Raw genomic sequence first — 12972 nt, 5'->3', positions numbered from 1 at the left:
CGCTTGGTATGGTTCATATTGGATTATACGCCAAGTTTGTCATGCTGTTAAACATCTCTTTAATAACTAAGTGCGCAATAATAAATATTAAAACTTTGTGTGACTTTGTTTGTGCTAAACTTCGTGAAACTTTGCGCTACAAAAGAATTATTCTTTATTCAAATTCAATTCTCCTTTACCGTGAATGATAGTGGTTTTTGGTGCTTCAAAATCGATTTTAGTTCTTCTTAATTCGAAGTTTTGACCTAAATAAACACGTCTTACTACTTCATCTGACGCTAGTTCCTCAGGTTTTCCGGCTTTTAGGATACCTCCTTCAAACATTAAGTAGGTTTTGTCTGTAATCGCTAAGGTTTCTTGTACGTTATGGTCAGTAATTAAAATCCCGATGTTTTTGTTTTTTAATTGGGCAACAATTCTTTGAATGTCCTCAACTGCTACAGGGTCAACTCCTGCAAAAGGTTCGTCTAACAGAATGAATTTTGGATCGGTTGCTAAAGCACGTGCAATTTCTGTACGACGACGTTCTCCTCCTGAAAGTAAATCCCCACGATTGGTACGAATGTGTTCTAATGCGAATTCAGCAATTAACTCTTCCATTTTAGCTTCTTGTTCGGCTTTTGAAAGCGTTGTCAATTGCAAAACACTCAAAATATTATCTTCAATACTCAATTTTCTGAAAACAGAAGCTTCTTGTGCCAAATAGCCAATACCATTTTGAGCTCTTTTGTACATGGGATAATTGGTAATGTCCATATCATCTAAGTAGATATGGCCACTGTTTGGTTTTACTAAACCTACAATCATGTAAAACGAAGTGGTTTTTCCGGCGCCATTTGGTCCCAATAAACCCACGATTTCCCCTTGATTTACTTCAACGGAAATTCCTTTAACTACACTTCTTTTTTTATAGGTTTTAACTAAATTTTCTGCTCTTAATTTCATTATGATAATGTGTCAATTAGACAATGATGCGATATGCCAATTAGCCAATTCGGCAATGTGTCAATGTTTTAATATTTTGTAAAAATAAGAAATAATGTGTCAATTAGACAATTTGTCAATGTGCCAATTTAATGTTAATTATATAAAGCTCTATTAACTTATTCGCTCATTGTCTCATTGACATATTGACAAATTGCTAAACAGGCTCATTTTCTAAAGCTTCCCAAAATTCATAAGCTCTTCTTAAATGAGGAATTACGATAGTTCCGCCTACTAAAGTGGCAATTCCCATAGCTTCCATCATTTCTTCTTTGTTAACGCCGTTTTTGTAAGCCGTTTCTAAATGATATTTGATGCAATCATCACAACGTAATACCGCTGAAGCTACTAAACCTAGAAGTTCTTTTGTCTTAACATCTAAAGCGCCTTCCATGTAAGCGTTGGTGTCTACATTGAAAATTCTTTTGATGACTTTGTTATTGTCGGCTAATAATTTTTCGTTCATTTTTGAACGATAATCGTTGAACTCTTTTACTAAATTTGCCATTTTTTATGCTTTTAATTTTTCTTTTTCTTGACTTTTTATTACAAAAACACTAATCCAAATACTAGCTTCGTACAATATCATGATTGGTATTGCTACAATGATTTGACTGATTACGTCTGGTGGCGTAATAATCGCTGATAAAATCAACACAATAACCAACGTATATTTTCGGTATTTTCTTAAGAACTCAGGATTTACCAAACCTATTTTTGTTAAAAAGAAAATAATGATAGGCAACTCAAACAACAATCCACTAGCGATTGCTGATGTTTTCATTAAACTTATGTAAGAATCAATGTCAATAGAATTGTTAATTTCCGGACTCACTATGTAACTGGCAAAGAATTGTACGGATAAAGGTGCAATTAAATAGTAGCCAAACAAAACACCAATAAAGAAAAGAAGCGAAGAAACAATGATAAATGAAGCCGCATATTTCTTTTCTTTATCGTACAAAGCCGGGCTAATAAATTTCCAAATTTCCCATAAAATAAAAGGGAAGGCAAAAATAAATCCTACCGTAATCGAAGTCCACATGTGCATCGAAAATTGGCCTCCCATTTCTCTGTTTTGAATGGGAAGAATGATTTCGGTGATACACATCGTATCAGCCATATCAAATTGTTTTCCTAAATCGCAAAAGAATTGATACGTCACAAAATCCGGACTTTTTGGTCCAAAAATAATTTCATTGAAAATGAAATCACTAAAAAAGAAAGCTACGACTCCACAAACTAGAATGGCTGCCGAACTTCTTACTAATAACCAACGTAATTCTTCGAGATGATCTAAAAACGACATCTCTTTCATGTTTTTTTCTGCCATTATACGATTCCTTCTTTTAAAATATCGTGTAAGTGAAGTATTCCTTTGTATTCGTTGTCGTCAATTACGACCAGTTGTGTGATGGAATTGTTTTCCAAAATATCCAAGGCTTCCGAAACTAAAATGCTAGAATTGATGTTTTTTGGATTTTTCGTCATGATATCCTGAGCTGTTAAATCAGCAAATGTATCACGGTTGTTTAACATACGACGAATATCTCCATCGGTAACAATTCCAACTACTGAATTGTTTTCAATAACGGCTGTTACTCCCAAACGTTTTTCGGAAATCTCCATAATCACTTTTTTGATAGAAGCATCTGGAGTTACCATTGGTTTGTGCGTGGTGTCTAACATATCTTTCACGCGAAGTAATAATTTTTTCCCTAAAGCACCTCCTGGATGATACACAGCAAAATCTTCACTTTTAAAGTTGCGCATTTCCATTAAACACACCGCTAAAGCATCGCCAAGCACTAATTGAGCGGTAGTGCTATTCGTTGGTGCTAAGTTATTTGGACACGCTTCATTTTCCACATAAGCATGTAAAATGTAGTGCGATTCTTTTCCTAAGAACGAATTTTTATCTGCGGTCATTCCGATTAATGTATTGCCAAAACGTTTTAATAAAGGCGCTAATACTTTAATTTCAGGACTATTACCGCTTTTTGAAATACAAATGATAATATCTTCTGGTTGTACCATTCCCAAATCGCCATGAACAGCTTCTGCTGCATGTAAAAACATAGAAGGTGTTCCGGTCGAATTCAAAGTGGCTACAATCTTTTGAGCGATTAAAGCGCTTTTACCAATTCCAGTAACGACTAATCTGCCTTTGGTATTGAAAATCTCGGTAACACTTTTTGCGAAGTCTTCATCGAGATAATTTACTAAGTTTTCAATGCTTTTACTTTCTGAAAGCAGTGTTCTTTTTGCGGTTGCTAAAATCGTTTCTGTTGTGCTCAAAATAGAAATTTTAAAAAGTTTGTGTGTATTAAAGAAAATTGTATCTTTATGTTTGCAAATTTAGGTAAAATCATATTAATAGAGAATGAATCCAAACGAAATTGATTTACATAAAGAATTAAAGAAATATTTTGGTTTTAACCAATTCAAAGGACTTCAAGAGCAAGTAGTTAAAAGTATCATTACGGGGAATAATACCTTTGTGATTATGCCTACTGGTGGCGGAAAGTCACTTTGTTATCAGTTGCCGGCTTTAGTGTTGGATGGAACTGCTATAGTAGTTTCGCCGCTAATTGCTTTGATGAAAAACCAAGTAGATGCCATTCGAAGCTTGAGTTCTGAACCCGGAATTGCTCATGTTTTGAATTCTTCATTGAATAAAACCGAAGTTAATCAAGTAAAAAAAGATATCACTTCAGGTATCACAAAATTGTTATACGTTGCCCCAGAATCGTTAACAAAAGAGGAATATATTGAGTTTTTAAACAGTGTGAAATTATCTTTCGTGGCGATCGATGAAGCGCACTGTATTTCCGAATGGGGTCACGATTTCCGTCCTGAATATCGCAATTTGAGAAATATTGTACGTCAGTTAGGTGATGTGCCAATGATTGGATTAACAGCTACGGCAACTCCAAAAGTTCAAGAAGATATCTTGAAAAACTTGGATATGCCTGATGCCAATACCTTCAAAGCGTCGTTCAATCGTCCCAACTTATTTTACGAAGTACGTACTAAAACTAAAAATGTTGAATCGGATATCATTCGATTCATCAAACAACATAAAGGAAAATCAGGGGTTATTTACTGTTTGAGTCGTAAAAAAGTGGAAGAAATTGCCCAAGTTTTACAAGTGAATGGTATTAGCGCTGTTCCGTATCACGCAGGTTTGGATGCTAAAACACGTGCCAAACATCAAGATATGTTTTTGATGGAAGATGTGGAAGTGGTAGTGGCTACTATCGCTTTTGGTATGGGAATCGATAAACCTGACGTACGTTATGTAATTCATCATGATATTCCAAAATCTTTAGAAAGTTATTATCAAGAAACGGGTCGTGCCGGTCGTGATGGTGGTGAAGGTCACTGTTTAGCGTACTATTCGTATAAAGATATTGAAAAGTTAGAAAAATTCCTTTCAGGAAAACCCGTTGCGGAACAAGAAATCGGATTTGCTTTGTTACAAGAAGTGGTGGCTTATGCTGAAACTTCGATGTCGCGTCGTAAATTCTTGTTGCATTATTTTGGTGAAGAATTCGACGATGTCAACGGAGAAGGAGCGAATATGGATGATAATGTTCGTAATCCGAAGAAAAAAATTGAGGCTCAAGACCAAGTCGTTACTTTGTTAAAAGTGGTTCGCGATACCAAGCAATTATTCAAATCGAAAGAAGTGGTTTTAGCTTTAGTGGGTAAAATTAATGCTGTAATAAAAGCTCAAAAAATTGATGCTTTACCTTGTTTTGGAACTGGAAATGCGTTTGATGAGAAATATTGGATGGCGTTAATTCGACAAGTTTTAGTAGCTGGATTGCTTACGAAAGATATTGAAACGTATGGTGTTTTGAAAATGTCACCAAAAGGAGAAGCTTTTATTAGCAAACCAGAGTCCTTTTTAATGTCTGAAGATCATGAGTATAATGAAGAGGAAGATGAAGCAATTGTAACAGCAGCTAAATCTTCTGGAACTGCCGATGAAGCCCTTATGGTGATGTTGCGTGATTTGCGTAAGAAAGTATCTAAAAAGTTAGGCGTTCCTCCTTTTGTGGTGTTTCAAGATCCTTCTTTAGAAGATATGGCATTGAAATATCCTATATCTATAGATGAGTTAAGTAACGTTCATGGGGTAGGAGAAGGAAAGGCAAAAAAATATGGTAAGGAATTTGTCGATTTGATTGGTCGTTATGTGGAAGATAACGATATTATTCGTCCAGATGATTTAGTAGTGAAATCTACTGGGGCTAATTCTGGATTGAAGTTGTACATTATTCAAAACGTGGACCGAAAATTAGGATTAGATGACATCGCTAAGGCGAAAGGTTTAGATATGGATGGTTTGTTGAAAGAAATGGAACAAATTGTCTATTCGGGAACCAAATTGAATATCAAATATTGGATTGACGAAATTTTAGATGAAGACCAACAAGAAGAAATTCACGATTACTTCATGGAATCCGAATCAGATAAAATTGATTTGGCGTTAAAAGAATTCGACGGTGATTACGATACCGAAGAATTACGTTTGATGCGCATTAAATTCATTAGCGAAGTAGCGAATTAATTCTCGGTTTTAAAATATGGAACACAGATTGAAATAATTTGAGAAATTTTGAAAATAAATAGAAAACGCTGTCATGTGACAGCGTTTTTTTATGCTTTAAAGTCCCTAAAGATATAAATCCATATAATTCGTGATAGTTTGATGTTGACTAAAGTTAAACTTAAAATCACCACTCCAATTATTGGAATAATTCGTAAATCAAAAGTTTCTTCAAAAAATGGCATGCAAATAAAGTAGGTGATTAAGGCTTCTGCCACACCTAGTGCATAACTTACAAACATGGCTCCGAAGAAAAATCCGGGCTCTTTTTCGAATTTGGTACCGCAATTAGCGCAATTTTCATGCATTTTTGGAAAACTAAAACTGAAGTGTAGCAATCCTTTTTCAAAAATCTTTCCTTTCTTGCAATTGGGACATTTGTTTCCCAACATATTTAAAATGTTTGTAATCATGATTTAATTTGTAGTGTAAATTTCGCCTCGGTGTGGTTTTAGAATATCTCGAAATGTAATCATGTCTTTTTCTTCTACCACAATAAAAGCAATGGCATGCATTTCGTTGATGATTTCAAAACCTGTTTTTTCTAGTGTGATTTTTTCTTTTTCTAAGTATTCGTTCAGATGAATATCATGATGTTCTGCTGTTTTGGCTGCAGCTTCTCCTCTAAAATCCCAAATGAGTTTTATTTTTCGGTTCATGTTTTCGAATTAAAAATCAAAGGTAAGTTTTTAGTACATTTGAAAAAACTAAATAGATATGAAAGTTTTATTTGCCTTACTTTTTGTTGGAACTTTTTCGTTTTCTCAACAACTTACATTAGAACAAGCTAATCATTTGGCAAGTTTGCCTATAAAATGTTTGCAACAAGAATATCCTAATAAACTCAACCAACTTTTGCTAAACGAAACGGAGTTGCTATCTCCAAAAGTTTTGCATCCTGCGTTTTATGGTTGTTTTGATTGGCATTCTTCGGTGCATGGTCATTGGAGTTTGGTGTATTTGTTGACTCATTTTAAAGACATAAAAGATCGAGAGCAAATCATTGAAAAGTTACAAATCAATCTTTCTAAAGAAAATATTGCACAAGAAATAGTCTATTTTGAAAAAACGCATGAGAAATCGTTTGAACGCACGTATGGATGGAATTGGTTACTCAAATTACAACATGAATTAGAAATTTCAAAAGAACCTTTTGCCAAAGAATTGGCTGATAATTTACGTCCTTTAACCGATTTAATTGTCAAACGTTATATCGAGTTTTTACCTAAATTATTATATCCCATTCGTGTGGGAACGCATTCTAATACGGCTTACGGCTTAACGAATGCTTGGGATTATGCGGTTTATTCTGGAAATATTGAATTGCAGAAAAGTATTCAGGAACATGCTAAACGATTGTTTTTAAAAGATGAAAATTGTCCGTTTTATTGGGAGCCAAGTGGTACGGATTTCTTATCACCTTGTATGGAAGAAGTCGCGATTATGCAGTGTATTTTGTCTCAAAATGAATTTCTCCCTTGGTTGCAAAAGTTTGCTCCCCAATTATTTTCCAAAAAATGGCAATGGGAAGTCGCACGCGTATCCGATAGAACCGATGGTCATTTGGTTCATTTAGACGGCTTGAATTTCAGCCGCGCTTGGAATATGTACTTTTTAATTCGTCAGTATCCTAAACAATTTTCGCATTTGAAACCTTTGGCCGATAAACATTTGTCTTTTTCATTACCTTCTATTGTAGATGGTAATTATGAAGGCGAACATTGGTTGGCTTCTTTTGCGTTGCGTGCATTTGAAGAAAAATCGAAAATCAAATAGTATATTTGCCGAAATTTTAAGATTATGCCACGCGAATTTCAATTTCAAGTTTCACCCGAAGTAGCTGCCAACGAAAGTTTGTTAGCCCAACATGTAGCGAAGTTATTTCAGGTTAGCCCAAAAGAAATTCAAAAAGTGGTGGTTATAAAACGTTCTATTGATGCGCGTCAGAAAGCCATTAAAATGAACATTAAAGCGAATGTATTTTTGGTTGGAGAAGAATATAAAGCGCAAAAAATAGAATTACCTGATTATCCCAATGTTGCCAACAAACAAGAAGTAATTGTAGTAGGAGCAGGTCCGGCCGGATTATTTGCAGCTTTGCAATTAATTGAATTAGGTTTAAAACCTATCGTTTTAGAACGCGGAAAAGATGTTCGTGGTCGTCGTCGCGATTTAAAAGCGATTAATCGTGATGGTATCGTAAACGAAGATTCCAATTATTGTTTTGGAGAAGGCGGTGCCGGAACGTATTCGGATGGGAAATTATATACGCGTTCTAAAAAACGTGGTGATGTGGATCGAATTTTGGAACTTTTTGTTGGTTTTGGAGCTACGCCAGATATTATGGTAGATGCCCATCCACACATAGGAACCAATAAATTACCCCAAATTATTCAAGATATTCGGGAAAAAATTATCGAATGTGGCGGACAAGTATTGTTTGAAACGCGTGTGACCGATTTTGTTATCAAAAACAATGAAATGCAAGGTGTTGTGGTTCAAAATGGTGATGTGATTACGGCTAACAAAGTGATTTTAGCTACCGGACATTCCGCTCGTGATATTTTTGAATTATTGCATAAAAAAGGCGTTTATATCGAGGCGAAACCTTTCGCATTAGGTGTTCGTGCAGAGCATCCACAAGAATTAATTGATCAAATTCAATATTCGTGTGATTTTAGAGGCGATTATTTACCTCCAGCACCTTATTCGATTGTGAAACAGGTGAATGGTCGTGGTATGTACTCGTTTTGTATGTGTCCCGGAGGTGTGATTGCGCCTTGTGCTACGGCTCCAGGCGAAGTGGTTACCAATGGTTGGTCGCCTTCAAAGCGTGATCAAGCGACAGCGAATTCTGGAATTGTTGTAGAATTAAAGTTGGAAGATTTCAAACCTTATGAAAAGTTTGGACCTTTAGCGGGAATGGAATTTCAAAAAGCTATCGAACAAAAAGCATGGCATTTGGCGGGAGAAACTCAAAAAGTTCCTGTGCAACGAATGGTTGATTTTACCCAAAATAAAGTTTCAAAGGATATTCCAAAAACATCATACGTTCCTGGAACTACTTCTGTGGAATTAGGACAAGTTTTTCCTGGATTTTTAACCCAAATCATGCGAGAAGGTTTTGTGCAATTCGGAAAGTCAATGCGAGGTTACATGACCAATGAAGCTATTTTACATGCGCCAGAAAGTAGAACTTCATCTCCAGTTAGAATTCCAAGAGATAATTTTTCATTAGAGCACGTTCAAATCAAAGGTTTATATCCGTGTGGTGAAGGAGCAGGTTATGCAGGTGGAATTATTTCTGCAGCGATTGACGGTGAAAAATGTGCGTTGAAAATCGCGGAGAGTTTATCAAAATAAAAAAATCACAGCTCTCACTGTGATTTTAATTTTTGGGATAAAAAGGGGGATTATATTTTTTTAACGTTTACGGCATTCATGCCTTTAGCGCCTTTTTCTAAATCGTAAGTTACCAAGTTTCCTTCTTTAATTTTGTCAATTAAACCACTGATGTGAACAAAGTATTTTTCTCCAGTTTCTACTTCTTTAATGAAACCAAAGCCTTTTGACTCGTTAAAGAAATCGATAGTTCCTCTTCTCTCTACAGGAACTTCATCTGCTTCTGATCTTCTTGAAACACCAATTTCAATGCTTTCTATATCTATCTCGATTCTTTTTGAAGGGTCTGGAGGTGTACTAGTTAAGTGCCCGTTTTCATCTACATAAACATATAAATCTTCTCCTGATAATTTTGGATTGGCTTTACGAGCTTCTTTTTTTTCTTGTTTTTCTTTTCTTTTTTGTGCTCTTAGTTTTTCTTGTTCTCTTTTGTTGAAAGTTTCTTGCGGTCTTGCCATTAAATTCAATAATTTTAATTAGTATTTTTTAAAAGTAAACGGATAAAAACACACAAGCGAAATAAACAAGAAATTTATAAAGTACTTTTATTCAAAGTATTGCGAGAAGAAATTCATATCATTACTAATGTGGCAAAGGTAGTGAAAAAAACGTTCACTTCACGAAAACATATCATTTTTAAGTTTGAGTGCTTTTTGGAATTCACTTATTCAACACACGTTAAACTTATCACAAACTCAAAAACTAGCTTTCAATCCTTTCTTTTTTCGTATTTTTGACAAGCATTATAAAACCTTATGATAGAAGAACAAGTAATATTAGTCAACGAACAAGATGAGCCGATTGGACTCATGAATAAAATGGAAGCGCATGAAAAAGCCGTTTTGCACAGAGCTTTCTCGGTATTCATTTTGAATGATAAAAACGAAGTGATGTTGCAACAACGCGCCCATCACAAATACCATTCACCGCTTTTGTGGACGAATACTTGCTGCAGTCATCAACGTGCCGGTGAAACCAATATTGAAGCTGGAAAACGACGCTTGTTTGAAGAAATGGGTTTTCAAACCGAATTGAAAGAACTATTTCACTTTATTTACAAAGCACCTTTCGATAACGGTTTAACCGAACATGAATTGGATCACGTGATGATTGGTTATTATAACGAAGCACCAATTATTAATCTAGACGAAGTGGAGAGTTGGAAATGGTTGACCATTGAAGCTATTAAAGATGATATGATTGAAAATCCTGATGCTTATACCGTTTGGTTTAAAATCATTTTTGATGAGTTTTATCATTATCTAGAAGATCATAAATTGTAAATTTTATTTAAGGAACACAGATTGAAGAAATTGTATAAATTTTAAAAATCTTATTTCTCAACATTTTTATAAAAACAACATTCTGAATTCAAATTTCTAAATTCTAAATTACCATGAGAGTAACTGTTTCGAGAAAAGCCCATTTTAATGCCGCGCATCGTTTGTATCGCAAGGATTGGACTATGGAAAAAAATCAGGAAGTGTTTGGAAAATGTAATAATCCAAACTTTCATGGTCATAATTACGAATTGATTGTTTCGGTAACGGGTGTAGTGGATAAGGAAACAGGTTATGTTATTGACACTAAAATCTTATCCGATTTAATCAAAGAACATATTGAAGAAGCTTTTGATCATAAAAATTTAAACGAAGATGTTCCTGAATTTAAAGATTTGAATCCAACTGCGGAACATATTGCTTACATTATTTGGCATAAACTTCGTGTTTTGATTGATGCTAATAAAGAGTTGGAAATTACATTATACGAAACTCCGAGAAACTTTGTAACTTATAAAGGTTTGTAATATGGGAATTCAAATTGGGGATAAATTACCAAGTTTTAAAGCAACTAAACAAGATGGAACTGCTTTTGATAGTCAGGAAGTGAATCATAAACCCGTTGTGATTTATTTTTACCCTAAAGATTTCACACCAGGTTGTACTACGCAAGCTTGCAGTTTTAGAGATGCCTATCAAGATTTTCAAGATTTAGGTGCTGAAGTGATTGGTATTAGTGGAGATTCAGCTAGTTCGCATCAGAATTTCCAACAGAAATATAAATTGCCTTTTATTTTACTTTCGGATGCTGATAGAAAATTACGTCGTTTGTTTGGTGTTCCAAACGCGCTTTTCGGATTGTTGCCAGGACGCGTAACTTATGTTTTTGATGCCAAAGGCTATTGTATTTATATTTTTGATAGCATCAGTGCTAAAAATCATATTACAAAGGCTTTAGACGCTATCAAAAAGTCAAAATAAAATATTTTTTTACAAAGTAAGACTTCCAATTTCTGTAATTCGTTAGAATTTTTCGCATCTTTGTACTTCACTATTTGACTATGAAGTTTTATCCTTTAACGTTTACACCTATACTTAAAGACCGCATCTGGGGCGGAACCAAGTTGAAAACTTATCTCAACAAACCAATAGTTTCTGAAACTACAGGCGAGAGTTGGGAAATTTCAACCGTTCCAGGCGACATTAGTGTGGTTAGTAATGGCGTTTTAAAAGGAAAAAACATCAATGAAATTATCGATTTGTATCCGGAAGAAATTTTAGGAAAATCGGTCATTAGTCGTTTTGGAAAACAATTTCCTTTACTTTTTAAATTCATTGATGCGAAGGAGGATTTATCCATTCAATTACATCCCAATGATACTTTAGCTAAAGAACGTCACAATTCTTTTGGGAAAACCGAAATGTGGTATGTAATGCAAGCAGATGAATCGGCACGTTTGGTGGTTGGATTTAAAAAGGATTCTAATCAACAAGAATATTTAGTGCATTTAGAAAATAAAAATTTGATTGATTTACTGAATGAATATCCCGTTTCAAAAGGAGATGTCTTCTTTTTAGAAACCGGAACCATTCATGCTATTGGAGCAGGAGTAGTGGTAGCAGAAATTCAGCAGACGAGTGATGTTACGTATCGCATTTACGATTGGGATCGAGTAGATGCTAATGGAAATGGAAGAGAATTGCATACAGATTTAGCTTTAGAAGCAATTAATTACAATGCCACTCATTCTAAAATTGAATATAAGGAAGAAGCCAATCAAAGTACTTCAGTAGTAGATTGTCCTTATTTTGTAACTAATATTGTTTCTCTACAAGAGACTTTTATTTGGAAAAGAAAGAAACAGGCTTTCACCGTTTTCATGTGTACTAATGGCCAATTTGAAATGATTGTTAATGGAGAAATCTTGCGTTACCGAATAGGCGACACCATTTTGATTCCGGCTTACATTGAAAACTTAACTATTAAAGGAAAGGCTACTTTGCTAGAAATTTCGATATAATGTATTGAGAACAAAATATATTATGTAATTTTGCTTCAAATTTTAAATTTATACAAAATGGCAAGCGTTAAAAACTTGAAAAAAGAAATCAACTACGTTTTAGGGGATATTGTAAACATCGTTTACATTTGGGAAATGTCTACAGCAGGAAAACCAACTGAAGCATCTGATAAATTAGTTGATGAAATCTACGAAACTTTTGATACTTTAATGACAAGAGCGAATCAAAAAGACGTTGAGAACAAAAAAGCGCATTTTAAACAAATTCGTAAGGATTACGAAGCGGCTGCAAATCAATTTGTTGCGAAAATAAACGAATTAAACTAAAAAATTGCGATAAAAAAGTGCCAATTTTTTTTGGAAATTTAAATTTCAGAACTATATTTGCACCGCAATAGAGTTGCCGGTGTAGCTCAGCTGGCTAGAGCAGCTGATTTGTAATCAGCAGGTCGTGGGTTCGAGTCCCTCCATCGGCTCTAAAGTAGAAACCATCACAGCAATGTGGTGGTTTTTTTGTTATGTAGTGTTTTGTCTTTGAGTTTTATTTTTTTTATTACTTATCATGCGAAAAAATTCGCGTGGTAGCTTAGGAAAATTTGTTTAAGATAAAAATATGTAATAAGACAAAAAAAGCGGTCAATTATGCACTGCCCCCAAAAAGTTAGAC

15 protein-coding genes and 1 tRNA gene are annotated in these 12972 nt (G+C 34.6%); 9 read left to right on the top strand and 7 right to left on the bottom strand.

What is annotated here, in order from left to right; all coding sequences use genetic code 11:
• Positions 1-147: 147 nt before the first annotated feature.
• The 4 genes from lptB to B4I81_RS01050 all read right to left on the bottom strand — a co-directional run bounded on the left by lptB (position 148) and on the right by B4I81_RS01050 (position 3282).
• On the bottom strand, positions 148-945 hold the full coding sequence (gene lptB, locus B4I81_RS01065; protein WP_291106506.1) for an LPS export ABC transporter ATP-binding protein: 798 nt from the start codon (positions 943-945) through the stop codon (positions 148-150).
• A 196-nt stretch (positions 946-1141) separates the two neighbouring features.
• On the bottom strand, positions 1142-1492 hold the full coding sequence (locus B4I81_RS01060; RefSeq protein ID WP_291106504.1) for a carboxymuconolactone decarboxylase family protein: 351 nt from the start codon (positions 1490-1492) through the stop codon (positions 1142-1144).
• Positions 1493-1495: 3 nt separating this feature from the next.
• Positions 1496-2317: a twin-arginine translocase subunit TatC gene (gene tatC, locus B4I81_RS01055; RefSeq protein WP_291106502.1), complete on the bottom strand. Its 822-nt coding sequence runs from the start codon at positions 2315-2317 to the stop codon at positions 1496-1498.
• The gene (locus B4I81_RS01050) at positions 2317-3282 is read right to left on the bottom strand and encodes a KpsF/GutQ family sugar-phosphate isomerase (protein ID WP_291106500.1); all 966 of its coding nucleotides are present in this window, start codon (positions 3280-3282) and stop codon (positions 2317-2319) included. The genes tatC and B4I81_RS01050 overlap by 1 nt, the downstream gene beginning before the upstream one ends.
• Positions 3283-3367: 85 nt before the next feature.
• Here B4I81_RS01050 and recQ point away from each other — a divergent pair, with 85 nt between their 5' ends.
• The gene (gene recQ / locus B4I81_RS01045) at positions 3368-5563 is read left to right on the top strand and encodes a DNA helicase RecQ (protein ID WP_291106498.1); all 2196 of its coding nucleotides are present in this window, start codon (positions 3368-3370) and stop codon (positions 5561-5563) included.
• An 89-nt stretch (positions 5564-5652) separates the two neighbouring features.
• On the opposite strand, the gene B4I81_RS01040 is transcribed toward recQ, so the two are convergent.
• A complete protein-coding gene (locus B4I81_RS01040) occupies positions 5653-6015 on the bottom strand; it encodes a DUF983 domain-containing protein (RefSeq protein ID WP_291106497.1) in 363 nt (120 codons plus the stop codon).
• Between the two features lie 3 nt (positions 6016-6018).
• Positions 6019-6261, bottom strand: a complete 243-nt coding sequence (locus B4I81_RS01035; protein WP_291106495.1) for a hypothetical protein — start codon at positions 6259-6261, stop codon at positions 6019-6021.
• Between the two features lie 58 nt (positions 6262-6319).
• On the opposite strand from B4I81_RS01035, the gene B4I81_RS01030 reads away from it, so the two are divergent.
• Positions 6320-7378, top strand: a complete 1059-nt coding sequence (locus tag B4I81_RS01030; protein ID WP_291106493.1) for a DUF2891 domain-containing protein — start codon at positions 6320-6322, stop codon at positions 7376-7378.
• A 24-nt stretch (positions 7379-7402) separates the two neighbouring features.
• Positions 7403-8965 (top strand): NAD(P)/FAD-dependent oxidoreductase, encoded by a 1563-nt coding sequence (locus B4I81_RS01025; RefSeq protein ID WP_291106491.1) that lies wholly within the window; start codon positions 7403-7405, stop codon positions 8963-8965.
• A gap of 50 nt (positions 8966-9015) precedes the next feature.
• Here B4I81_RS01025 and B4I81_RS01020 read toward each other — a convergent pair whose 3' ends face one another.
• Positions 9016-9462, bottom strand: coding sequence for a cold-shock protein (locus B4I81_RS01020; RefSeq protein ID WP_291106489.1), 447 nt, complete (start codon positions 9460-9462; stop codon positions 9016-9018).
• A 297-nt stretch (positions 9463-9759) separates the two neighbouring features.
• Between B4I81_RS01020 and idi the strand changes: the two genes are divergently transcribed.
• The 6 genes from idi (at position 9760) to B4I81_RS00990 (ending at position 12781) form a co-directional block, all read left to right on the top strand.
• Positions 9760-10287, top strand: a complete 528-nt coding sequence (gene idi, locus B4I81_RS01015) for an isopentenyl-diphosphate Delta-isomerase (protein ID WP_291106487.1) — start codon at positions 9760-9762, stop codon at positions 10285-10287.
• A gap of 113 nt (positions 10288-10400) precedes the next feature.
• Positions 10401-10811, top strand: a complete 411-nt coding sequence (locus B4I81_RS01010) for a 6-pyruvoyl trahydropterin synthase family protein (RefSeq protein ID WP_291106485.1) — start codon at positions 10401-10403, stop codon at positions 10809-10811.
• Between the two features lies 1 nt (position 10812).
• Positions 10813-11265, top strand: a complete 453-nt coding sequence (locus B4I81_RS01005; RefSeq protein WP_291106483.1) for a peroxiredoxin — start codon at positions 10813-10815, stop codon at positions 11263-11265.
• An 80-nt stretch (positions 11266-11345) separates the two neighbouring features.
• Positions 11346-12305: a type I phosphomannose isomerase catalytic subunit gene (locus tag B4I81_RS01000; RefSeq protein ID WP_291106481.1), complete on the top strand. Its 960-nt coding sequence runs from the start codon at positions 11346-11348 to the stop codon at positions 12303-12305.
• A 57-nt stretch (positions 12306-12362) separates the two neighbouring features.
• A complete protein-coding gene (locus B4I81_RS00995; RefSeq protein WP_026724519.1) occupies positions 12363-12632 on the top strand; it encodes a hypothetical protein in 270 nt (89 codons plus the stop codon).
• A 75-nt stretch (positions 12633-12707) separates the two neighbouring features.
• Positions 12708-12781: transfer RNA gene (locus B4I81_RS00990), tRNA-Thr, on the top strand.
• Positions 12782-12972: the final 191 nt, after the last annotated feature.

It is taken from the genome of Flavobacterium sp. UBA6195 (assembly GCF_002422095.1).
In the GTDB taxonomy this organism is placed as follows: Bacteria; Bacteroidota; Bacteroidia; order Flavobacteriales; family Flavobacteriaceae; genus Flavobacterium.
This window is presented reverse-complemented; position numbering and strand designations above follow the sequence as displayed.

Bases quoted from the DNA above. Each gene is read 5' to 3' on its own strand.
- B4I81_RS01030 (WP_291106493.1), top strand. From the start codon at position 6,320: ATGAAAGTTTTATTTGCCTTACTTTTTGTTGGAACTTTTTCGTTTTCT.
- B4I81_RS01005 (WP_291106483.1), top strand. From the start codon at position 10,813: ATGGGAATTCAAATTGGGGATAAATTACCAAGTTTTAAAGCAACTAAA.
- B4I81_RS01035 (WP_291106495.1), bottom strand. From the start codon at position 6,261: ATGAACCGAAAAATAAAACTCATTTGGGATTTTAGAGGAGAAGCTGCA.
- B4I81_RS01010 (WP_291106485.1), top strand. From the start codon at position 10,401: ATGAGAGTAACTGTTTCGAGAAAAGCCCATTTTAATGCCGCGCATCGT.
- B4I81_RS00995 (WP_026724519.1), top strand. From the start codon at position 12,363: ATGGCAAGCGTTAAAAACTTGAAAAAAGAAATCAACTACGTTTTAGGG.
- B4I81_RS01060 (WP_291106504.1), bottom strand. From the start codon at position 1,492: ATGGCAAATTTAGTAAAAGAGTTCAACGATTATCGTTCAAAAATGAAC.
- recQ (WP_291106498.1), top strand. From the start codon at position 3,368: ATGAATCCAAACGAAATTGATTTACATAAAGAATTAAAGAAATATTTT.
- idi (WP_291106487.1), top strand. From the start codon at position 9,760: ATGATAGAAGAACAAGTAATATTAGTCAACGAACAAGATGAGCCGATT.
- B4I81_RS01040 (WP_291106497.1), bottom strand. From the start codon at position 6,015: ATGATTACAAACATTTTAAATATGTTGGGAAACAAATGTCCCAATTGC.
- B4I81_RS01020 (WP_291106489.1), bottom strand. From the start codon at position 9,462: ATGGCAAGACCGCAAGAAACTTTCAACAAAAGAGAACAAGAAAAACTA.
- tatC (WP_291106502.1), bottom strand. From the start codon at position 2,317: ATGGCAGAAAAAAACATGAAAGAGATGTCGTTTTTAGATCATCTCGAA.
- lptB (WP_291106506.1), bottom strand. From the start codon at position 945: ATGAAATTAAGAGCAGAAAATTTAGTTAAAACCTATAAAAAAAGAAGT.
- B4I81_RS01025 (WP_291106491.1), top strand. From the start codon at position 7,403: ATGCCACGCGAATTTCAATTTCAAGTTTCACCCGAAGTAGCTGCCAAC.
- B4I81_RS01000 (WP_291106481.1), top strand. From the start codon at position 11,346: ATGAAGTTTTATCCTTTAACGTTTACACCTATACTTAAAGACCGCATC.